General features: G+C 63.3%; 16 protein-coding genes, 1 tRNA gene and 2 rRNA genes (1 of these 19 cut by a window edge). 7 read left to right on the plus strand and 12 right to left on the minus strand.

The window, feature by feature from the left end:
• Positions 1-19 precede the first annotated feature (19 nt).
• From dprA to AB8717_RS13980, 3 genes are all read left to right on the plus strand, one after another.
• The gene (gene dprA, locus AB8717_RS13970; RefSeq protein WP_443747939.1) at positions 20-1,132 is read left to right on the plus strand and encodes a DNA-processing protein DprA; all 1,113 of its coding nucleotides are present in this window, start codon (positions 20-22) and stop codon (positions 1,130-1,132) included.
• A 174-nt stretch (positions 1,133-1,306) separates the two neighbouring features.
• On the plus strand, positions 1,307-3,937 hold the full coding sequence (topA, locus tag AB8717_RS13975; RefSeq protein WP_443747940.1) for a type I DNA topoisomerase: 2,631 nt from the start codon (positions 1,307-1,309) through the stop codon (positions 3,935-3,937).
• A 247-nt stretch (positions 3,938-4,184) separates the two neighbouring features.
• Positions 4,185-5,618 carry an ArnT family glycosyltransferase gene (locus AB8717_RS13980; protein WP_443747941.1) on the plus strand — a complete coding sequence of 478 codons (1,434 nt, stop codon included), beginning with the start codon at positions 4,185-4,187 and terminating at the stop codon, positions 5,616-5,618.
• On the opposite strand, the gene AB8717_RS13985 is transcribed toward AB8717_RS13980, so the two are convergent.
• The 8 genes from AB8717_RS13985 to AB8717_RS14020 all read right to left on the minus strand — a co-directional run bounded on the left by AB8717_RS13985 (position 5,615) and on the right by AB8717_RS14020 (position 13,468).
• A complete protein-coding gene (locus AB8717_RS13985) occupies positions 5,615-6,049 on the minus strand; it encodes an OsmC family protein (protein ID WP_443747942.1) in 435 nt (144 codons plus the stop codon). The two genes, AB8717_RS13980 and AB8717_RS13985, sit on opposite strands and share 4 nt — an antisense overlap.
• Before the next feature lie 209 nt (positions 6,050-6,258).
• On the minus strand, positions 6,259-6,825 hold the full coding sequence (locus tag AB8717_RS13990) for a YSC84-related protein (protein ID WP_443747943.1): 567 nt from the start codon (positions 6,823-6,825) through the stop codon (positions 6,259-6,261).
• 112 nt (positions 6,826-6,937) lie between these two features.
• Entirely contained in the window at positions 6,938-7,744 is an 807-nt protein-coding gene (locus tag AB8717_RS13995) for a kinase (RefSeq protein WP_443747944.1), read from the minus strand.
• A 1-nt stretch (position 7,745) separates the two neighbouring features.
• Positions 7,746-8,714, minus strand: coding sequence for a 2-hydroxyacid dehydrogenase (locus AB8717_RS14000; RefSeq protein WP_443747945.1), 969 nt, complete (start codon positions 8,712-8,714; stop codon positions 7,746-7,748).
• Entirely contained in the window at positions 8,711-10,714 is a 2,004-nt protein-coding gene (locus AB8717_RS14005; protein WP_443747946.1) for a glycoside hydrolase family 2 protein, read from the minus strand. Before AB8717_RS14005 ends, AB8717_RS14000 begins: the two co-directional genes overlap by 4 nt.
• A 99-nt stretch (positions 10,715-10,813) precedes the next feature.
• Entirely contained in the window at positions 10,814-11,428 is a 615-nt protein-coding gene (locus AB8717_RS14010; protein ID WP_443747947.1) for a pseudouridine synthase, read from the minus strand.
• On the minus strand, positions 11,425-12,321 hold the full coding sequence (locus AB8717_RS14015; RefSeq protein WP_443747948.1) for a glucosamine inositolphosphorylceramide transferase family protein: 897 nt from the start codon (positions 12,319-12,321) through the stop codon (positions 11,425-11,427). Before AB8717_RS14015 ends, AB8717_RS14010 begins: the two co-directional genes overlap by 4 nt.
• A gap of 55 nt (positions 12,322-12,376) precedes the next feature.
• Positions 12,377-13,468, minus strand: coding sequence for a glycosyltransferase (locus AB8717_RS14020; protein ID WP_443747949.1), 1,092 nt, complete (start codon positions 13,466-13,468; stop codon positions 12,377-12,379).
• A 353-nt stretch (positions 13,469-13,821) separates the two neighbouring features.
• Between AB8717_RS14020 and AB8717_RS14025 the strand changes: the two genes are divergently transcribed.
• From AB8717_RS14025 to AB8717_RS14035, 3 genes are all read left to right on the plus strand, one after another.
• Entirely contained in the window at positions 13,822-14,373 is a 552-nt protein-coding gene (locus AB8717_RS14025) for an RNA polymerase sigma factor (RefSeq protein ID WP_443747950.1), read from the plus strand.
• Between the two features lie 113 nt (positions 14,374-14,486).
• The gene (locus AB8717_RS14030; protein ID WP_443747951.1) at positions 14,487-15,506 is read left to right on the plus strand and encodes a FecR family protein; all 1,020 of its coding nucleotides are present in this window, start codon (positions 14,487-14,489) and stop codon (positions 15,504-15,506) included.
• Positions 15,445-17,853 carry a TonB-dependent receptor domain-containing protein gene (locus AB8717_RS14035; protein ID WP_443747952.1) on the plus strand — a complete coding sequence of 803 codons (2,409 nt, stop codon included), beginning with the start codon at positions 15,445-15,447 and terminating at the stop codon, positions 17,851-17,853. The genes AB8717_RS14030 and AB8717_RS14035 overlap by 62 nt, the downstream gene beginning before the upstream one ends.
• Positions 17,854-17,900: 47 nt before the next feature.
• Here AB8717_RS14035 and AB8717_RS14040 read toward each other — a convergent pair whose 3' ends face one another.
• Complete coding sequence (locus AB8717_RS14040) at positions 17,901-18,227, minus strand: hypothetical protein (RefSeq protein WP_443747953.1); 327 nt, start codon at positions 18,225-18,227, stop codon at positions 17,901-17,903.
• Between the two features lie 203 nt (positions 18,228-18,430).
• Between AB8717_RS14040 and AB8717_RS14045 the strand changes: the two genes are divergently transcribed.
• Entirely contained in the window at positions 18,431-18,820 is a 390-nt protein-coding gene (locus AB8717_RS14045; protein ID WP_443747954.1) for a YybH family protein, read from the plus strand.
• A 49-nt stretch (positions 18,821-18,869) separates the two neighbouring features.
• Here the strand turns inward: AB8717_RS14045 and AB8717_RS14050 are convergent.
• From AB8717_RS14050 to AB8717_RS14060, 3 genes are all read right to left on the minus strand, one after another.
• Positions 18,870-18,946 (minus strand) — tRNA-Met (locus tag AB8717_RS14050).
• 43 nt (positions 18,947-18,989) lie between these two features.
• Positions 18,990-19,104, minus strand: a 5S ribosomal RNA gene (rrf, locus tag AB8717_RS14055).
• Between the two features lie 58 nt (positions 19,105-19,162).
• A 23S ribosomal RNA gene (locus AB8717_RS14060) occupies positions 19,163-21,210 on the minus strand (it continues 824 nt past the right edge of the window).

Consider the following 21,210-nt stretch of genomic DNA (forward strand, 5'->3'; position numbering starts at 1 on the left):
AAACGTCTTCGGGGGAAGAATGAGCTTCGATCGCATAACCGCCGCCGACAGCGAAGCCGAACGCTTTGCCCGCCTGCGCCTGGCGCGCAGCCAGCGCGTCGGCCCGGTCCATTTCGCCCAGCTGATGGTCCGCTTCGGCAGCGCCGTGCGCGCGCTCGAAGCCCTGCCCCACCTCGCTGGCCGCTCGGGCGGCAGCTTTGCCGCGCCGCCGGCCGAACGTGTCGAAGCCGAGATAAGAACCGGCGAGGCGTCCGGAGCGCGCCTGGTCATGGCCGGCGATCCCGACTACCCGGCTCTACTGGCCCAGATCGACGCTGCCCCGCCGGTGCTGTGGACGCTGGGACCGGGGCTGCCGGTGACGCGCAAGGCCGTGGCCGTCGTCGGCGCCCGCAACGCCTCGGCGGCCGGACAAAATATGGCGGGGATGCTGGCGCGCGATCTCGGCGCGGCCGGCTTCACCGTTGTTTCCGGCATGGCGCGCGGTATCGACGCCCGCGCCCACGAGGCCACGCTGAAGACCGGCACCGTCGCCGTGCTGGGCGGCGGAATCGACGACGTCTATCCACCGGAAAATGCCGGGCTTTACGCACAGTTGCGCGAACAGGGTCTCATCGTATCGGAAAGCCCGGCTGGCTACCGCGCCCAGGCGCGCGACTTCCCAAGGCGGAACCGCATCATTTCAGGTCTCAGCCTGGCCACAGTCGTCGTCGAGGCCGAACTGCGTTCCGGCTCGCTGATCACGGCGCGGCTAGCCAACGAACAGAACCGCGAGATATTCGCCGTGCCGGGATCTCCGCTCGATCCGCGCGCCCGCGGCTGCAACGATCTCCTGCGCGCCGGCGCCCATCTGTGCGAATCGGCCGAGGACATCATCCGCGAACTGCAAAATCAGTTCGGGCTGGCGGTCCCGGCCGCCACTGGCGACATTCCGCCCGAACCGCGCCGCTTCGAAGACGATATCGGCCAGGCCGGGCGGACGCTTTTGAAACTGATCGGCCCAGTCCCTGCCAGCCGCGACGAGCTGTTGCGCCTGTCCGGTCTGCCACCCTTCGTGGCGCTGTCGGCCCTGTCCGAATTGGAAATCGCCGGCCGGATTGCGGCCGTCGATGGCGGCGCTTACGTCATCGCCTGAGGGACCGGCAACTGACGATTGCGACGTGACGAATTTTTTCTGCCGTTGACACAGGCGGAATCGATTAGCATGTATGCATGCATTACAGGCGCTTGCCCCGCAATTGGCCGCCGCCTCCTCCCTCCCGCAAAAATCCTGGCATTTGCGCGCGGATATTTCGCCTGAAGAGATTTAATGACCGTCGTTATCGTTGAAAGCCCGGCCAAGGCCAAGACCATCAACAAGTATCTCGGCAAGGGCTATACGGTGCTGGCCAGCTTCGGCCATGTCCGCGACCTGCCGTCGAAGGATGGGTCCGTGCGTCCGGACGAGGACTTTGCGATGACGTGGGAGGTCGACGCCAAGGCCAACAAGCGGCTGTCCGACATCGCCGACGCGATCAAGTCTTCCGACCGCGTCATCCTGGCCACCGACCCGGATCGCGAGGGCGAGGCCATTTCGTGGCACGTGCTGGAAGTCCTGAACAAAAAGCGCGTGCTCAAGGAAAAGCAGATCGAGCGCGTCACCTTCAACGCCATTACCCAGTCGGCGGTCCAGGAGGCCATGGCCAATCCGCGCCAGCTCGACATGGAACTGGTCGAAGCCTACCTCGCCCGCCGCGCGCTCGACTATCTCGTCGGCTTTACCCTGTCGCCGGTCCTGTGGCGCAAGCTGCCGGGCGCGCGTTCGGCCGGCCGCGTGCAGTCCGTGGCGCTGAAGATCGTCGTCGACCGCGAAATCGAGATCGAAAAGTTCAAAACCGAGGAATACTGGACCGTCGACACCGACGTTTCGGCCAATTCGCCGCCCTTCCTGGCGCGCCTGGTGCAACTGAACGGCAAGAAGCTCGGCAAGTTCGACATGCCGAACGAAGCCGCCGCCTTTGCGGCGCGCGACACCATCCGCACGTCGCAGTTCACCATCGACGACGTCGAGCAGAAGCCCGGCAAGAAGTCGCCGCCGCCGCCCTTCACGACTTCGACCCTGCAGCAGGAAGCGGCGCGCAAGCTCGGCTTCTCGGCGACGCGCACCATGCAGACGGCGCAGAAGCTGTACGAAGGCGTTGATCTTGGCGGTGAAACGGTCGGCCTGATCACCTATATGCGGACCGACGGCGTCTATGTCGAACCGGGCGCCATCAACGAAATGCGCCGCCTGATCGGCGAACGTTTCGGCGCGTCGTACGTTCCGGAAAGCCCGCGCCACTACAAGGCCAAGGCCAAGAACGCCCAGGAAGCGCACGAAGCCATCCGTCCTACGTCAAGCTATCGCCGCCCCGAGACCCTGCGCCTCGAAGGCGACATGGCGCGCCTGTACGAGCTGATCTGGAAGCGCACCATCGCCTCGCAGATGGAATCGGCCCGCGTCGAAAATACCGTCATCAGCCTGTTGTCGTCCGATCGCCAGACGGGCCTGCGCGCCACCGGCCAGGTCGTGACCTTCGACGGCTACCTGGCCGTCTACGAAGAAGGCAAGGACGACGACGGTGACGACGAAGGCGGCCGCCTGCCCGCCGTCAAGGCCGGCACCATCGCCCAGGTCCACGAGGTTCGCCCGGCCCAGCACTTCACCGAGCCACCCCCGCGTTATTCCGAAGCGACCCTGGTCAAGAAACTGGAAGAGCTCGGCATCGGCCGTCCCTCGACCTATGCCTCGATCCTGGGCGTGCTGCGCGACCGCGCCTATGTGCGCATGGACAAGAACCGCTTCATTCCGGAAGACAAGGGCCGGCTGGTCACGGCCTTCCTCGACCAGTTCTTCCATCGCTACGTCCAGTACGATTTCACCGCCGACCTCGAAGAGAAGCTCGACCTGGTCTCTGATGGCAAGCTCGACTGGAAGGCATTGCTTCGGGATTTCTGGAAAGATTTCCACGCCGCCGCCGAAGGCATGACCGAGCTGCGCGTTTCACAAGTTCTCGATACGTTGAACGAGGCGCTGGGCCCGCACATCTTCCCCGACAAGGGCGACGGCACCAATCCGCGCGCCTGCCCGTCGTGCTCGAACGGCATGCTGAGCCTGAAGACATCGCGCTTCGGCGCCTTCATCGGCTGCTCGAACTACCCGGAGTGCAAGTATACGCGCCCGGTCGGTTCGCCGGACAGCGAAGGCGAAAGCGCGGTCAGCGGCGACAAGGAGCTGGGCACCGATCCGGAAACGGGCAAGGTTGTCGCGCTCAAGATCGGCCGCTTCGGCCCCTATGTGCAGTTGGGCGAGCCCGAATCCAAGGACGACAAGCCGAAGCGTTCCAGCCTGCCCAAGGCCTGGCCGCCGGCGACGATCGACCTCGACCGCGCGCTGAAGCTCCTGTCGCTGCCGCGCCAGGTCGGCACGCACCCCGAGGACAGCAAGCCCATCGTGGCGGGCCTGGGGCGTTTCGGGCCGTTCATCGAGCATGCCGGGACCTACGCCAACCTTTCCAATTTCGATGAAATATTCGAAGTCGGCATCAACCGCGCCGTCACCCTGCTCGCCGAAAAGCGCGCCGGCGGCAAGGGCCGCGCCGGCGCTGCCGCGTCGCTCAAGGACCTGGGCGCGCATCCGGAAAGCGGCGACGCCATCCAGGTCATGGCCGGGCGTTATGGTCCCTACGTCAAGTGCGGCAAGGTCAATGCGACGTTACCAAAGGACGTGACGCCCGAAACCGTGACGCTGGAACTGGCCTTGGCGCTGATCAATGCCAAGGGCGGGGTTGCCAAGAAGGGCGCGGCCAAGAAGGCGCCTGCGAAGAAGGCCGCTGCCAAGACGTCAGCGGCTAAGAAAGCCACCACCACCAAGAAGCCGGCAGCGAAAAAGACTCCGGCCAAAAAGACCGAGACGGCATAGGCCTAAAGAGAACTTCGGCCCTCCCCGTTTACGGGGAGGGGGGACCGCCGAAGGCGGTGGGCGGGGCTCTTGCTCACGTTCAACGCGATGATACCTTCCGCTAAGGTCCCAACATATTGGCTGACTTCGCCACCAAGGCCTTCTGGTGTAAGAAGAGCCCCGCCCACCACGCTTCGCGTGGTCCCCCCTCCCCGTAAACGGGGAGGGCCGAAAGCTGAAGCACTTCGACCCTAATCACGGAGTCTCCGTGTCCGCCCTGCTCGCCCGTCTGAAAACCATTCCCTATCTGCCGCTACTGACAGCCCTGACCGTGCTGCGGCTGGTGACGGCGGCGCGCGCCGATCTTGTGCCGGACGAAAGCTATTACTGGCTGTGGGCCCAGCATCCGGCCTTCGGCTATTTCGACCATCCGCCCATGGTGGCCTGGTGGATCGGCGCCTTCACCACCGTCTTCGGCCATTCCCCCTTTGCTGTCCGCCTTCCCTTCGTCCTGAGCTTCATCGCCGCAAGCTGGCTGATGTACGATGCGGCAAGGCGCCTGTTCGACGCAAATGTCGCCAAACGCACCCTGCTGTGGCTCAACGCCTGCCTGCTGCTCAGCGTCGGCTCGGTCATCGCCACGCCCGATCCGCCGTCGGTGCTGATGTGGGTCTTTGGACTATGGGCCCTGGCGCGGCTGAAGGCTTCCGGCAACGGCGTGTGGTGGCTGGTCTTCGGCCTGGCGGCGGGGCTCGGGATCGAGGCCAAGTACACCAACTTTTTTTTAGGGTTAGGCGTCGTTGCCTGGATGATCCTCGACCGCGATGCGCGGCGCTGGCTGGTTTCGCCTTCGCTATGGCTCGGCGCGCTCGTGGCCATGGCCGCCATGGCGCCGAACCTGATCTGGAACGCGACGCACGGCTACGCCACCCTCGCCAAGCAGTTCGGCCGTATCGACAGCGGCGGGTTCACGCTGAAATTCCTGGTCGAGCTGATCATCTCGCAGCCCCTGCTGCTCAATCCGCTGATCTTCGTTTTCTTCGTGACAGCGATCAAAACCTGGCTGAAAGACCGCGCGTCCACCCTGACGCTGCTGATCGCCCTCCCCGTGCCGCTCGTCGCCTACCTGTTCGTCCACGTCTTTCACGACCGCATCCAGGGCAACTGGCCGGCGCCGGTCTTTCCGGGACTGGTGCTGCTGGCAGCGGCATCGGCGGAAACGGTCACAGGCACATGGCTGCGCCGCCTGCGTGACTGGGCAGCGCCCTTCGGCATCACGATCAGCGTCCTGGCCCTTGTCTATCTCGGTCTCGGCAATCTTGTGTCTTTAAGCGGCGCGGCCGGCCTCAGCCAGGGTTGGGACACGGTGACGGGTCATGTCCGCCTGATGCAGGTAACGCGCGGCGCTGCTTTCGTCGCCACGGTCGATTACGACACCGAAGGCGAACTCAGCTTCCATCTGCCCGACGTGCCGGTGATCGGCATGGCCGAGCGCGAGCGCTATGGCTGGCCGACAAACGAAAAGGCCGGGCAGACGGCTATCATCGTCGTCCCGGCCTCGCATACGCCTGATCTTTACGGCTGTTTCGACGACGTCGCCGATCTCGGACCAACGTCGCGCGGCAGGAAGCCCAATCCGCGATCGGATTTCCACCTGTACAGCGGGCGGCTCAAGGCCGCCGGCTGTGAAATTGCGGATTAAGCCAGAGCCGCTTCCAGGGTGATCGGCACGGCCGACAGCGCCTTCGACACCGGGCAGTTGGCCTTGGCGCCGGCAGCGACCGCGTCGAACTGGTCCTTCGAGATGCCCGGAACGCTGGCCGTCAGCTTCAGCGTGATGCCGGTGATCGAGAAGCCGCCGTCGCCCGGCGTGATCGCGACCTGCGCTTCCGTGTCGAGCGCGGTCGCCGTAAAACCGGCATTGCCGAGCGCGAAGGACAGCGCCATGGTGAAGCACCCGGCGTGGGCCGCGGCGATCAGTTCTTCCGGATTGGTTCCCGCCTTGCCGTCTTCGTTCTGGAAGCGCAGCTTGAAGCTATAGGGCTGGTCGTTGAGCACGCCGCTCTGGGTCGTAAGCGAACCCTGGCCGTCCTGGCCGCTGCCGGCCCAGTGGGCCTTTGCCGTACGCATCATGGGGAACTCTCCTTATGGGTTAAGAGGGGCCTGACTTGTAGCCCGATACCCATCGACCGGCAATTCCAATGACGCAGCGCAATACAGATAAAAAGCGGCCCTCCAGCGCAGACGCCTGGAGGGCCAAATTTGGGGGCCAGCCGGCCAGGGATATAAGCCGGGGCCCGGGGTCGGGCAGCGAAGGGGGATGAGCGCTGCCGAAGGCGGATTTACGGCTTGATCTTCGAAACCTTGGTGCCCTCGATCTGGACACCGGCCATCAGGCCCTTCTGATCGAACGCAAAGGCATAGGCATCGTCCTTGAGCGTGGTGGTCGAAAGGTTGCGCGCCACGCCCTCATTGACGACGACGACGGTCGGGCCGACGCCAATTTCCCAGCCGGCGGTCTTGTGAATGTAATTCACGGCCTTGTCGTTCATCAGGAAGACGGCATAACCGTAGGACTGCGCCCCGGCCTGCAAGCCCCAGGAGCCCGACAGCGAATTGTAGTAGTTGGCGACCCGGCCGTGTTCAAGCAGTTCGCCCTCGCCGTACGCGCCGCCGAACACCAGGCCCGCCTTGACGATCGACGGGAAGATCAGGACCGCCCTGGCCTTGGCGCCGATGGCCTTGGCCGCGGGATTGGCGTTGTAGAGCGTTTGCAGCGCGGCCGAGGACTGTGCATCGAGATCGGCCTTGGTGGCCGCTTCGGCGGTCACGGGCACGATGGCCGGAGCGATCGCCGCCGTGGTCAAGGCAAACGCCAGGGCAAAACCATTGAATTTCAGCTTGAACATGACAGCCGCTTTTCATCTGAGGGTCGATAACCGTGTGACGTAAAGCTTAGGCGCGGACGCGTTTTGCCGCGATGGGCGGAATTGCGCCGGAACATCAGAAAGACGTAAGAATCTATCCGATGAGTTTGCGACTGGAATCCAGCCGCAGGGTCAGGTCGGCACAGGCCGGCATCGAGGCCAGGATGTGCCGCGTCAGGCGTTCGTAATATTGCACGAAGCGTCCGACTTCGGCGTCGCTCATGACATGGCTGCCGTGACGGCCCTCGCGCTTCAGGCGATGTTTCAGCCCGTGTTCCTGCTGGGTGCGCCAATCCCGCACCACTTCGAAGGCAGGCGCCGCCAGAAAGACCAGGCGGTCGAGCCGCGCGAACAGCGCGCTGTAGGCGTCCCCGAGCGCCGCGTTGACCGCGCGCCGCCAGCGCCCGTCGGGATCGTGGTCGCGTTCAAGGTCGTTGATCGGCATCGCCAGTGCGGCATCGGGCTCTGGCCGCGCGCCAACGCACCAGCCTTCGAACAGGACGATATCGACCGGTTTTTCCACCGCCGGCCAGTCCGATCTGGCCACCGGATCGTCCGTGCCCTTGTCGAAGCGCGGCAGATGAACCGTGGCGCCCGCGCGCAATCCGTCGAGGACGGACAGCCCCAGACCGACATCGTGCGTGCCGGGAACACCGCGAGTAGCGAACAGCGGATGCACGTCCACGGCCAACTGCGCACGGGCCTTGCGCGACAGATAGAGGTCGTCGATCGACAGCAGGGCCACGCGCCCGCCCCTGGCCTCGGCGCGCTCGCAAAGATGCCGCGCCAGGGTGCTCTTACCCGAGCCCTGAGCGCCGCAGATGCCGACCACCAGCGGCCGGCGGCTGCCGGCAAGCCAGCCATCCACCGCCGCCGAGGTCACATCCAGCGCGCGGCTCATATCACGCGATACGGTCGGGCGGCGCCTGGCCGGCGAAGAAGGCGTCGAGATTGTGCGCCGCCCGCATACCCATGGCGACGCGCGTCTCAATGGTCGCCGAGCCGAGGTGCGGCAGCAGCGCGACATTGGGCAGGTCGAGCAGGCCGGAATGAACCACCGGCTCCTTTTCAAACACGTCGAGCCCCGCCGCCCAGATGGTGCGCGCCTTCAACGCCTCGACCAGCGCCGCCTCGTCGACCAATGTGCCGCGCGCCGTGTTGATCAGGATCGATGTCGGCTTCATCTGTTTAAGCAGGGCCGCATCGACGGCGTGGTGCGTGCCCGGCCCGCCCGGCGCGTGCAGCGACAACACGTCCGACACTTCGGCCAATGCCTCAAGGCTCGGGTAATAGGTGGCGTCGAGTTCCTGCTCGATTTCGGATGCCACACGATTGCGGCTATGGTAGGCGATCCGCATACCGAAAGCCGACCTGGCCTTGCGCGCCGCCGACTGGCCGATCCGCCCCATGCCGAAAAGCCCCAGCACCTTACCGTCGAGCGACTGCCCCAGCAGGTGCCGCGCGCCCCAGCCGCGCCAGGTGCCCGTCCGCACCTGTTGTTCGCCCTCATAGGCGCGGCGGCTGGTCATCAGCATCAAAAGGATGGCGATGTCGGCCGTGGCGTCGGACAGGACGTCGGGCGTGTTGGTCGCGACAATGCCGGCTGCCTTTGCCGCCGCGACATCGATATGTTCGAAGCCGACGCCGAAATTGGCGACGATCTTCACCCGCGCGCCGGGCGTCCCCAGCACCTCGGCGTCGATCTTGTCGCCGCCGCTGGGACAGATGCCGTCGTATTCGTGCATGGCGGCGATGAGCTGATCCTTGCTCAGCCGCTCGCCCATATTGATCGTCGCGTCATAGTGTTCGCGGACATAGTCTTCGGCCGCGCCGGGCCAGCGCCGTGTTACCAGGATTTTAGGCTTGCTCATTGTTTTAAGGCATCCGAGTACTGCCAGTGGACTGCGTCGTGCAGGTCCTTGCCGGCAAAGGCTTCGATCGTGTTGTCGCCGTCCTTCAGCGATACCTTCCAGCTGGCGATATGGTCCTTCACCGGCTGGGCGGGCAGGTTTTCGCCATTGAGCTGCAACCGCACTTCGTCGGTGTTCGAATAGACCCGCACCGTGACCTCACGCGCCCGCCGCGCCGTATAGCGCGGGCTGGCGATATGGACCATCAGTCTGTCCGACCAGTTGGCCTGGTACCAGAAATAGGCGTCCTTCCTGACCAGACGGTCTTCGGTCACCAGCCCCTTGTCGTTGACCGACGGCCGGTCGCCCTCATTGCGGCTGTAGGACGGGAAGTCGAAGGCCACCCAGATGAAATCCGACCACAGGAAGGGGCGTGTCTTCATCTGGTTCCAGGTCTGTTCATGGAACTGAGCCTGGTACTGTTCGGGGTGCCAGAAGCTGGTCGTGGGCGGGCGGGCGGCGGGATCTTCCTGCTCATGGATGCTGCCGCCGGCGCCGTATTCACTGACGCCGATGGCGCGCTTGGGGAATTTGGCGTGCATGCCGTCGGCCCAGGCGCCGAAGTCCTTGGCGTCGCCCGAATACCAGCCGAAATAGCGGTTGTAGGACGTCACGTCGGCGTGCAGCGCCGTCGGGCTGTCGTCGGGCTGGCAGCAGTGCGAATAGACGGTCGGCCGGGTCGCATCCATGCCCTTGGCCGTTGTCTGCAAGGCGGCCAGCGCGGCATTGCCTTCCGGCGTGTCCTTGCGCACCTCGTTGCCGATACCCCACATGACGATCGACGGGTGGTTATAGTTCTGCGCGATCAGTTCCTGCATCTGCTGGACCAGGTTGTCGCGGAAAGCGTCGCCGGGGCTGGCCTCGTCGACGAAGGGCACTTCGGTCGTCACGACAAAACCCGTGGCGTCCGCATCGTCGTAGACGCGCTGCGGGTGCTGCATGTGCGCCAGGCGGATACCCGTCGCCCCGAGGTCGGCGATCGTCTTCATATCAGCGTCGATTTCATCGGCACTGACGGCCGTGCCCTCGCCCGGCCGGCCAGGCTGCTGCATGTCGACGCCGTGCACCGGATAGGGCTTGCCGTTGAGGATCAGGCCCTTGTCCGGATCGATGCCAATGGTGCGCAGGCCCAGCGGCACGGTGACCGTGTCGTCGCCGACCGTGACTTCGGCATGGTAGAGATACGGATCGGCCCGCCCCTGCCACAGGTGGGGTTTTTTGAGGCTCAGCGGCAGCTCGACCGACGCGTTGCCCGCGACGGTCTGGCTGCGTTGCGCCGTGGCGACGGTCTTGCCCTCGGCGTCGGTGACCTTTACGCGCACCGTGGCGGACGCGGCCTTGCCGTCATTAGCCACCAGGACACGCGCCGTCAGGTCTGCACGGGCGTCGGTCAGGCTTTTCGCGGTGATGTAGACGCCCGGCCCGCCGTGGTCCTTCAGGTCGATATGGACATCGGGCACGGCAATAAGCGACACGCCGCGATAGAGGCCGCCATAGACGTTGAAGTCGCCGTTGAGCGGTGCGATCTGCGGCACCTTCGTATTGTCGACGCGCACGGCGATGGCGTTCGATCCGGGCTTGAGCAGGCTGGTCACGTCGAAGCGGAAGCCGGCGTATCCCCCTTCGTGGTGGCCGGCGAGCTGGCCGTTGACATAGACGTCGGCGATGAGGGCCGCGCCGTCGAACTGCAGATAATAATGCTGGCCGGCCTTCGGCTGGATGTCGAGCGCGTGACGGTACCAGGCCGGTCCACGGTAATAGCCGTTCGGGCTGGGCGCCGCTTGCGGATCATTGAGCGAGCGTACGTCGTGGGCGTTGAAGGTGTGCGGCAGGGATATGCTTTGCCACTGCGCACCGGCCTCGCCGTCCTTGGCAGCCGGGATGTCTTGCCGAACAAAACGCCAGTCGTTGTTGAGCGGGGTAACCGTCCGCGCCCCGGCGCCGAAAGAGACAGCCGCCATCAGCGCCGCCAAACTGATCCATCCCACGCGCATAACGGTCTCCATCCTGATTGTTTTGCGGTGTTATAGGAGGGTTTGCGCCGTGGCTTCAAGCGTTCGTCAAAACGAAGGCGCGCTGATAAAAGTTATGTTTACGCCCGTATCAGGATGCGGGACGACCAGGTGCTCGGCGTGAAGCAACAGGCGTTCGCTCGCCGCGGCGATCTCCGGCGGCGCGTAGAAGACATCGCCGAGGATCGGATGCCCCAGGGCCATCATATGGACGCGCAGCTGGTGCGACCGGCCCGTGACGGGCTCAAGCGCCATCCGCGTCCGCCCCTCTCCGCGACCGACGACGCGGAAGCGCGTCAAGGACGGCTTGCCGATGTCATGGTCGATCATCTGCTTCGGACGGTTCGGCCAGTCGGTGATCAGCGGCAGGTCGATTTCGCCGGTATCGGCGTCTACGGTGCCCGCGACCACCGCGGCATAACGCTTTTCGACCCGACGTTCGCTGAATGCGATCGACAGCCGGCGCTGCGCCTCCGCTCCCCGTCCAAGCACAATCAGGCCCGAGGTCGCCATGTCGAGACGGTGGACCGTCAGGACGTCGGGGAATTCGGCCTGGACCCGCGTGACAAGACAGTCCTGCTTGTCCGGACCGCGCCCGGGCACGCTCAGCAGGCCGGACGGCTTGTCGGCCACCACCATGTAATCGTCGGCGTAAAGGATCACGGCAAAAGGCGGCGCAGGCGGCGTTGCAGGTCTATCCAGACACGGCCCGGCGATGGATCGAGGCGCTTGACGTCAATCAGGGTGACATTGCCGGCCGCCGACAAGGTGTGGAGACCATCGTCCCAGCCGCCGCGCAGGCCCTGCGGCTTCAGGCTCGACACGACCGAGGTCTCGACACGCGTTTCGCTCAGCATATCGAAACGCAGCAGGCTGATCCCACGGCCATAGCCGCCGACGCAGTCCTGGGTCGGCAGATGGAGCGTGCCGTCGTGCTCGAACGGCGTCCCGCCCGGCCGCGCCGAGTCAAGGCCGTTGCGCACCGGATTGGCCGGATGCAGATGCCACGGCCCGTGCAGGCTGTCGGCAAAGGCCACGTGCAATTCGCGCATGGCGCGGTTGTCGTCGCCCGGCAGCGCAAAAAACATCCACCAGCGCCCGCCGTAACGCACAGGACTGGCGTCGATTGCCGGCAGGTCGAGAAGCGTCTGCGCCGGTAGCCAACGGTCGGGAAAATGCTCTGCGCGATAAAGGGTCAGCTTGCCGCTGCGGTGACCTTCCGGCAGCATGAAGACGTCGTCGCCCTCGGTCAGCAGAACCGGATAAGACAGATGAAACGGCTCGCGCAATGCCAGCCCCTGCGCTGCCACGCCCCCCGTTTCGTCGAGGATAAAATAATGGATTTCACCGCGCTTGACCCGGTAGTCCAGCGCCTCGGCCAGGATGGTCAGCCGCCCCTGCCGCCAGATGCCGAACGGATCGGCAATAAAACGAAAGGCTCCGGGATCGGGCAACCAGTGGATTTCCGCCGAATGCAGGGCATCGGACGTCATCAGTCCGGCGATCGGCGCCGCCACGATGCCCGTGTGCCAGAGTTCGGTGGTTTTTCGTGCCAAGGCCGGTCTTCCTGTCCGTTCAACGATTTACGGACAGTCGCCGGCCGCGGCAAGCCTATTCGGCGGCGAAAACGGCATAGGCCGGCGCGGCTGCGGGCGCTTCGATCCAGAAGCTGTCTTCGTGATGCAACTGGCGCAGCGCATCGGTCAGGCGGCGCTGCCCGGCGACGAAACCGTATGTCGCCAGCGCATGGCCCTGGGCCCGGCGCGCGCGGCGCAGGGCGCTGTTCCAGTCGGCAAACACGGCGGTTACCGCCTCGGTCAGGCTGTCGGCATTGCCGCCACGGAACAGCGTGCCGTAGCGGCCGCCTTCCAGGACGGTGCTGGGCCCGTCTATGTCGGCCGAGACGACCGGAACACCGGCCGCCATGGCTTCGACCAGGACAAGGCCGAACGATTCATAGCGCGACGACACGACGAACAGGTCGATTTCCGACAGGAAGGCCTGCGGATCGCCGATCCAGCCGGCGAATTCGACACGGTCGCCAAGGTTCAGGCTGGCGACCAGCGCCTCGAGCGCCGCGCGCTCGGGGCCTTCGCCCGCAATGCGCAGGGTGAAGTCGCAACCGGCATCGCGCAGGCGCGCGGCGGATTCGATCAGCAGGTCGAAGCGCTTGACCTCATGCAGGCGGCCCATGGCGCCGATCACCGGCGGGCGTCCGGGACGCAGCTTGACCGGACGGGCATTGAGGTGGGCGAAGTTGGAGACTTCGATGCGGCGGACCTCAGGATAGGCCTCAGCCAGGCCCTGGCTGACATTGGCGCTGACGCACATGGCGGCATCGACGCGCTTCAGGTGCGGCTTGTAGCAGCGATTGTGCAGGACCTGGACGGTGCGCGCCTCGCCAGCGACGAACGGCATCAGGCAAAGGCCCGTCGCGCGGTTGCCGTGCATCAGGATGGTATCCGGACGGAAGCTGCGAACGATCTGCGCGATACGCAGGGCGGCGATCGGATCATGATTGCAGAGGGTGTCGAGGGCGCTGAAGCGCAGGCCGCCCAGGCCGTCGGCCAGCACACCTTTCGGGTGGCCGATGCTCATGACATCGTAGCCTTCGGCGTGCAGGGCCTCGTGATAGCGGAGCGCCATGGTCTCAACGCCGCCCCGGCCCGAAGCCAGCATGATGTTCAGAATACGCCCGCGCACTGTTGCCACACCCTGTAAAAAGAGGGTGCGCCGGGGTCCCGGCGGTCTGCCCTGACCTCCCCGGCGCATTGTCAGGTCCGCGCCAGCCACGCGAGCCCTTACAATGACGAGACACCGCTACTGGCCCGAACCCGTAAATCGCCGTAAAAATTCTGTAAAAATATTTTTCAGGACACTGCGAACGGCAAATTAATTCATTGAATTAATTTCATTATTTTCCTTGTACCCGTCGAAAAAAATTATAAATTTTCCATAAGACGCCACCTGGCCGCTCGCCTGCCACGGCATCCCGGCTTGTCAGTGTCCTGACGCAATGCCATGAGTTCGCCCCTGCTTCGCCCTTCGGAGATACCGTGTCCTCGTTCTCGCGCGACATTCTGTTCAAGGCCTATGTCGAGAAACGGGACCTGCTCGTGCGCTATTTCACACGGGTGGCCAACGATGCCGCCCTGGCCGAAGATATTGTCCAGGACCTCTATCTCAGGATCGAAGCGATTCCGGCGGACGACACGCGGGTCATAGACGACGCCACCGCCTTTCTTTTCCGCATGGCGCACAATATCCATCGCAACCAGATCCGCACGCTGGACAATAGCCGGCGCCGCGACACGGCCTGGCATTCGGTGCACCACGACGGCCGCGAGGACGCCGCCGACGGCGCGCCGTCCCCCGAAGACGCCGTCAGCGGCCGCCAGCAGATGGCCGAGTTCACAAAAGCGGTCGAGGACCTGCCCGAACGTACCCAAGCCATCTTCCGGCTGCACAAGTTCGATGGCGTTTCGCAGGCCCAGGTTGCGGCCCGGCTCGGTATATCGCTGAGTTCGGTCGAAAAGCATCTCGGCGCCGCGCTCAAGCACCTGACGGCGCGTCTCAGGCCGGGTTCCCGCGCAGGCCCCGGGCCCTGAACCGTTGCAGGGAAACAGCCGTCAACGGCATATTTACGGATTCGGCGTGATTTTTCTTGCGGGTTGTCACAAACGGCGGTGTCTTGTAATCGACAGGCCAAGGTTGGGAGTTCATGGCGCGTAATTCTGGCGATATCGACGAGATCGAACTGGCCGCTGCCCAGTGGGTGGTGCGTAGTCAGAGCGAATCCGTGCGCGAAGCCGAAATCATTGCCCTGACCGACTGGCTGGAGGCGTCCGACGCCCATGCCGACGCGTACCGCCGTGCGCTCAGCACCTGGTACGGGATCGACCTGCAGACCTCGGCTGAACACGCTGTTGCCGAACCTGCCGGCAATGTCGTTTCGCTGTCGCGCGTCCTCGACGGACGCCTGTCCAGAAACGGGGCCGCTCGCCGGACCGTGACCTGGGCCGCAGGCGCCATCGCTGCGACCCTCGTCGCCGTGGCGTGCCTGCCGATGCTGGCCCATCGCGACATTCCCACCACCACCTACGCCACGGCCAAGGGGCAAAAGCAGAGCATCACCCTGGCCGACGGTTCGGTGCTGATGCTCAATACCGATACGCGCGTCTCGGTGCGCATGGAAGACAAGCGCCGCGCCGTCGTGCTTGAGCGCGGTGAAGTGGCCCTGCGCGTCGTTCACGACGAAAAGCATCCGTTCATCGTCGATACCGGCGACGTACGCCTGACCGACATCGGCACCGAATTCAACGTCCTGCGTCAGGCCGGCGCCGTACGCGTAACCGTGCGCGAAGGCGCCGTCAGCCTGGCGCCCCAGGGCTCGGGTGCGGATGTTCTCATGCTTCGCGCCGGCGACACCGGCATGCATACCGATGGTGATACGAGCAGCCGCGTCACCCACGGCGACCCGCAAACGGCCTTTGCGTGGCAAACCTCCCATGCTATCTATAAGGATCAGGCCTTGTCGGACGTGGTCGCGGATCTCAACCGCTACTACGACAAGCCTATTGTTGTAGACGATGCGACCGGGAAGCTGCGGCTTACGGCCATCCTGACCCTGGACTCGGAGAGCTCGGTTGTCGGGCGGCTGGAAGATTTTCTCTCGCTCGATGCCCACGAGACTGCGCAAGGCATTGTCCTTCGCCGTGTCGCTGGTGGTCGTCGCTCTTAGCGGCGGCATTCCGGCGCTGGCCCATGCGGCCGATCCTGCCTATCCCATCGACATTCCGGCCGGCCCCCTGCCCGGCGCCCTCGTGACCCTGGCCACGCAAACCGGCCTGTCGATCGGCGGCGTCGATCCTGCCCGTTGCGAAGGCCGCGCGGCCGCCGTCAAGGGCCGCATGAAGGCGGAACAGGCCCTGCGCCTGCTGCTGAACGGCAGCCGCTGCGACATCCGCCGTTTCAACGCCAATACCTTCCGTCTCGACCTGAAGCCCGAACCGAAGGCCGTGACACCGGTGGCCCGAAAACAGGCGCCCGCACCCGCCCTGGCGCCCGTCGAAGACGTCGTCATCACCCGTCGCCCTGTCGCCCTGACCCGCATCCCCCGGTCTGTCAGCGTGGTGTCCAGCCGCGTGCTCGACGGTGACGACCTGGACCTGCCGCAACTGGCCAGCCGCGTGGCGGGCATGGCGGTCACCAATCTCGGCCCGGGACGCGACAAAATCCTGCTGCGCGGGGTGTCCGACAGCGTCCTGACCGGCCGGACGCAGTCGACGGTCGGGCTCTATCTCGACGACTCCGCCCTGACCTACAACGCGCCGGACCCTGATCTTCTGCTGGTCGACATGGCGCGGGTCGAAGTGCTGAAAGGCCCGCAGGGCGCCCTGTATGGCCAGGGCTCGATGGCCGGCGTGGTCCGCCTGGTGTCCAACAAACCGTTGATCGACCGTTTCGAAGCCGACCTCGGCGCCGGCGTTGGCGCGACCGCGGGCGGCAACATGTCCTGGCGCGGCACGGCGATGATCAACCTGCCTGTGTTCGATCGCCGCGCGGGACTGCGCGCCGTGCTGTACCAGGACCAGACCGGCGGCTTCATCAATGAAGACGTCGCCGGACATCACGCGACCAACACCACCAACCGCTTCGGCGGGAGGCTTTCGTTCGCCTGGCCGGTATCGCCCGACCTGACCGTGACGGCGTCAGCCATCGCCCAGCGCCTCAACTCCGAAAACAGCCAGTATGTTTTCAGCAAACGGCCGCCCTATCATCGCGAAACGGCGCTGGCGGAACCCCATGACAACGGCTTCGAAGACATGTCCGCCGGCGTCGAAGGCAATTGGGGCCGCAATACTTTCAAGCTGAGCCTCAACCATCTCCATCACCGCCTGTCGACGGGATATGACGCGCAACCGGTGCAACGGTATGTCTCGATCCCCAATTCGGGCGTGCTGTTCTACGAGGAAGACCAGTCGATATCGCTGTCGACGGCCGAATTCAGCGTGCTGTCGCCGACGGAGGGACGCCTGCGCTGGCTGGGCGGCGTCTTCCTAGCGCGCAGCGCGGAAAAGTTCCGGCCGAACCTCAGCGACGTCTTCGACCATAACACCCTCTACAGCGAAATGCGCCGCGACGACGTCAATGATGCCGCGCTGTTCGGCGGCCTCAGCTACGACCTGACGAAAGACTGGACGATCGCGGCCAGTCTGCGCGCGACGCAGACCCGGCACGACACCGACAGCCGCATCAGCAATGTTCATCTCATCGGCTACGCGGCTTCGGGCACTATCGATGGCGACATTTATGGCCATCACCTGGCGCACAGCCTCTCCGCCAGCTATCACCCCCGCCCGGGTGTACTGATCTATGTTCAGGCCGCCGACGGTTTCCGCACCGGCGGCTTCAACACGACGACCCAGGTGATGACGCCGATCCCCCAGGTCTACCGCGGCGATGCGCTCGACTGCTATGAGCTCGGCGTGAAGTTCAATACTCCGGACAATCGCTGGCGCCTGAATCTTACGACCTATCAGGTGGAATGGCGCGGCATCCAGAGCGACCAGTTACGCGCAACGGGCCTGCCCATCGTCGTCAACATCGGCGACGGCAATAATACGGGGGCGGAGGCCGAACTGGACTGGACTGTGACTCCGGACGTCCTGTTGCATCTGGCGGCCCAGGTCAACAATCCGCAGCTGACCAAGCCGAACCCTCAGTTCTCGAAGGATGAAGGCGGCGGGATGCCCTATATCGCGCGCACATCGGCTAGCCTTAGCGCCGACTGGTACCAGGCGGTCCTCGGCTACAGGCTCGAGAACAGCGCCACCTTGTCATATCGCGGCCCCTCGCCGCTCAATTATGGTCCGCTGCGCGATGTGCGCATGGATCCCTACACCAATCTGGACCTGTCTTCGACCTTGCCCCTCGGGGCGACGCGCATCGGTGTTCGCGTCACCAATGCGACCGGCGTTCACAGTAACAGCTTCGCCTACGGCAACCCGTTCAGCGTCGATGGCTCCAGCCAGATCACTCCCCTGCGGCCGCGCACCGTCTGGCTATCGGTCAGCCAGCATTTCTGACATGAAAAAGCCGCCCATCCCGGGCGGCTTTCCGTTTTATCAGAGGCTTACTGGCCGTTGACCGGAGCATTATCGGCCGGCGCGGGCGCGGGCTGCGGCGCCGGCTGGGTGGTTTGCACCGGCGGATTGGCAGCATTGTCGGCCGCATTATTGGCCGCGCTGTTGACCGCATTGCCGACCTGCGCCGGAACCTTTTCCACGGTCGTGATGTTGCGTTCGGTATAGGTATCGGTGCTGGTATTGGTGGCCGGCGCATTGCCGTTCTGCATGTAGTAGATGGCGGCCACGGCCAGAGCCGCGATGATGACGACAGCCAGAATGATGATGGCCGTGTTGGAACTGTTCGTGTTGTCCGAGGTATTGATGGTTGCCATGACGTGGCTCCTCCGGTCGAATGATGTGCCGAACGGTAGTGAAACCGCTGCAAAATCGCGCCGGGACAGGGTGGCTGTTGGGCTAAAATCGAGATCAGCAGCCGCCCTTACAAGGGTTTAAGTCGCAGCGCCATCGCAACTATTGCGCCCTGATAGCCATGCCGTCATGGCTAACGCCTTCGCAGTCGTTCCAGGAGACAGATATGTCCGACTTTGAAAGCTTTATGGCCACACGTATCGATGCCGCATCCGCCTATATGCGTGGCGACGGCGACCCCGTCAGCAATCTCTCGACTGCACAGGAACCCGCAACCTTTTTCGGGCCGGACGGAAAGGTGGCCAGGGGAGCGACGACGATCGCCGAATCCTATCGCAAGGGGGCGAAGTCATTCGGCCCCCATGGTGAAAGCCGGCTCGAAATCCTGCAGCAGGCTTCCGACGACAAGATCGCCTATTGGGCCGGACTTCAGCATGCCGTCGTTGAAACGGACGGGAAGTCCACGCCGATGACACTGCGCATTACGGAACTCTTCCGCAAGGAAGACGATGAATGGAAACTGGTTCACCGGCAGGCAGACATGATGAAGGCGTGAATTTAAACGCAAAAAGCCCCGCTGTTGGCGGGGCTTTTTGCGTAAACGTTGGTTGCGGGAGCAGGATTTGAACCTACGACCTTCAGGTTATGAGCCTGACGAGCTACCGGGCTGCTCCATCCCGCGCCAAGATATTATGAAGAAGGGTTGTGTACACTGTGCTTGGTAGACCTGGCGACGACCTACTCTCCCGCGCCTTAAGACGAAGTACCATTGGCCCAGGAAGGCTTAACGACCGAGTTCGGAATGGGATCGGGTGGGGACCTTCCGGCATAGCCACCAGGTCAACCAAGCACAGTGTGGAGAAGACATTGTTTTAAAGGGAATGCGTTTTGTAGAGGAACGATCAAGCCGATCGGATTATTAGTACCGGTTAGCTTCACCCCTCGCGGGGCTTCCACATCCGGCCTATCAACGTGGTAGTCTTCCACGATCCTCAGCGAGACCTTGTTTTGAGGTGGGTTTCCCGCTTAGATGCTTTCAGCGGTTATCCCGTCCATACTTAGCTACCCTGCTGCGCGGCTGGCGCCACGACAGGTCCACCAGAGGTATGTCCATCCCGGTCCTCTCGTACTAGGGACAGATCCTCTCAAGTCTCGAACACCCACGGCAGATAGGGACCAAACTGTCTCACGACGTTCTGAACCCAGCTCACGTACCACTTTAAATGGCGAACAGCCATACCCTTGGGACCTGCTCCAGCCCCAGGATGTGATGAGCCGACATCGAGGTGCCAAACTTTGCCGTCGATATGGACTCTTGGGCAAAATCAGCCTGTTATCCCTAGAGTACCTTTTATCCGTTGAGCGATGGCCCGTCCACGAAGGACCACCGGATCACTATGGCCGACTTTCGTCTCTGCTCGACTTGTCAGTCTCGCAGTCAGGCGGGCTTATGCCATTGCACTCGTCGAGCGATTTCCGACCGCTCTGAGCCCACCATCGCGCGCCTCCGTTACACTTTGGGAGGCGACCGCCCCAGTCAAACTACCCACCACGCCATGTCCCGGACCCGGATAGACGGATCTCGGTTAGACGTCAGCAGCAATAAGGGTGGTATTTCAAGGATGGCTCCACCGAGACTGGCGCCCCGGTTTCATAGCCTCCCACCTATCCTACACATGTTGCTGCTAACGCCAAGGCGAAGCTATAGTAAAGGTTCATAGGGTCTTTCCGTCTGACCGCGGGAACCCCGCATCTTCACGGGGAATTCAATTTCGCTGAGCCTATGCTGGAGACAGTGGGGAAGTCGTTACGCCATTCGTGCAGGTCGGAACTTACCCGACAAGGAATTTCGCTACCTTAGGACCGTTATAGTTACGGCCGCCGTTTACCGGGGCTTCAATTCGCAGCTTGCACCACTCCTTTTAACCTTCCGGCACCGGGCAGGCGTCAGACCCTATACGTCGCTTTACAGCTTCGCAGAGCCCTGTGTTTTTGATAAACAGTCGCTACCCCCTAGTTTGTGCCACTCAGTCCCGGTTGCCCAGGGTGAGTCACGCTTATCCCGAAGTTACGCGTGTAATTTGCCGAGTTCCTTCAGCATAGTTCTCTCAAGCGCCTTGGTATGCTCTACCTGACCACCTGTGTCGGTTTCGGGTACAGTCTCTGTGTGAGTTATTTCCAGGGACAACGCCCCTGCACGGACAATCCAATAAGCCCGTACAAGTTATGCCATCCGTCACTTCACACTGGCTCCGGAATATTTACCGGATTCCCATCGACTACGCCTTTCGGCCTCGCCTTAGGGGCTGGCTAACCCTGCGCAGATTAGCTTTACGCAGGAACCCTTGGTCTTTCGGCGAGAGTGTCTCTCACACTCTTTATCGCTACTCATGTCAGCATTCTCACTTCCGATACCTCCAGCCAACCTCGCGATTGACCTTCACAGGCTTACGGAACGCTCCGCTACCGCTCACTTACGTGAACCCATATCTTCGGCGTATGGCTTGAGCCCCGTTACATTTTCCGCGCAGGATCGCTTGATCAGTGAGCTGTTACGCTTTCTTTAAAGGATGGCTGCTTCTAAGCCAACCTCCTGATTGTCAAAGCAATCCCACATCGTTTCCCACTTAGCCATAACTTGGGGGCCTTAGATGATGGTTAGGGTTGTTTCCCTTTTCACGACGGACGTTAGCACCCGCCGTGTGTCTGCCAGATAGTACTCTCAGGTATTCGGAGTTTGGTTAGAATTGGTACAGCTCGCGCCGCCCGCATCCATCCAGTGCTCTACCCCCTGAGGTATTCATCTGACGCTCTACCTAAATAGATTTCGCGGAGAACCAGCTATGTCCAGGTTTGATTGGCCTTTCACCCCTATCCACAAGTCATCCGAATCTTTTTCAACAGATATCGGTTCGGTCCTCCAGTAAGTGTTACCTTACCTTCAAC

The sequence above is a fragment of the Asticcacaulis solisilvae genome (assembly GCF_052327315.1).
GTDB classification, from domain to species: domain Bacteria; phylum Pseudomonadota; class Alphaproteobacteria; order Caulobacterales; family Caulobacteraceae; genus Asticcacaulis; species Asticcacaulis solisilvae_B.

Excerpts from the sequence above, each read along its gene's own strand:
- AB8717_RS14035 (WP_443747952.1), top strand. The coding sequence starts at position 15,445 with ATGCCCACGAGACTGCGCAAGGCATTGTCCTTCGCCGTGTCGCTGGTG.
- AB8717_RS14045 (WP_443747954.1), top strand. The coding sequence starts at position 18,431 with ATGTCCGACTTTGAAAGCTTTATGGCCACACGTATCGATGCCGCATCC.
- AB8717_RS14030 (WP_443747951.1), top strand. The coding sequence starts at position 14,487 with ATGGCGCGTAATTCTGGCGATATCGACGAGATCGAACTGGCCGCTGCC.
- AB8717_RS14040 (WP_443747953.1), bottom strand. The coding sequence starts at position 18,227 with ATGGCAACCATCAATACCTCGGACAACACGAACAGTTCCAACACGGCC.
- AB8717_RS14000 (WP_443747945.1), bottom strand. The coding sequence starts at position 8,714 with ATGAGCAAGCCTAAAATCCTGGTAACACGGCGCTGGCCCGGCGCGGCC.
- AB8717_RS14005 (WP_443747946.1), bottom strand. The coding sequence starts at position 10,714 with ATGGCGGCTGTCTCTTTCGGCGCCGGGGCGCGGACGGTTACCCCGCTC.
- AB8717_RS13995 (WP_443747944.1), bottom strand. The coding sequence starts at position 7,744 with ATGAGCCGCGCGCTGGATGTGACCTCGGCGGCGGTGGATGGCTGGCTT.
- AB8717_RS13990 (WP_443747943.1), bottom strand. The coding sequence starts at position 6,825 with ATGTTCAAGCTGAAATTCAATGGTTTTGCCCTGGCGTTTGCCTTGACC.
- topA (WP_443747940.1), top strand. The coding sequence starts at position 1,307 with ATGACCGTCGTTATCGTTGAAAGCCCGGCCAAGGCCAAGACCATCAAC.
- AB8717_RS13985 (WP_443747942.1), bottom strand. The coding sequence starts at position 6,049 with ATGATGCGTACGGCAAAGGCCCACTGGGCCGGCAGCGGCCAGGACGGC.
- dprA (WP_443747939.1), top strand. The coding sequence starts at position 20 with ATGAGCTTCGATCGCATAACCGCCGCCGACAGCGAAGCCGAACGCTTT.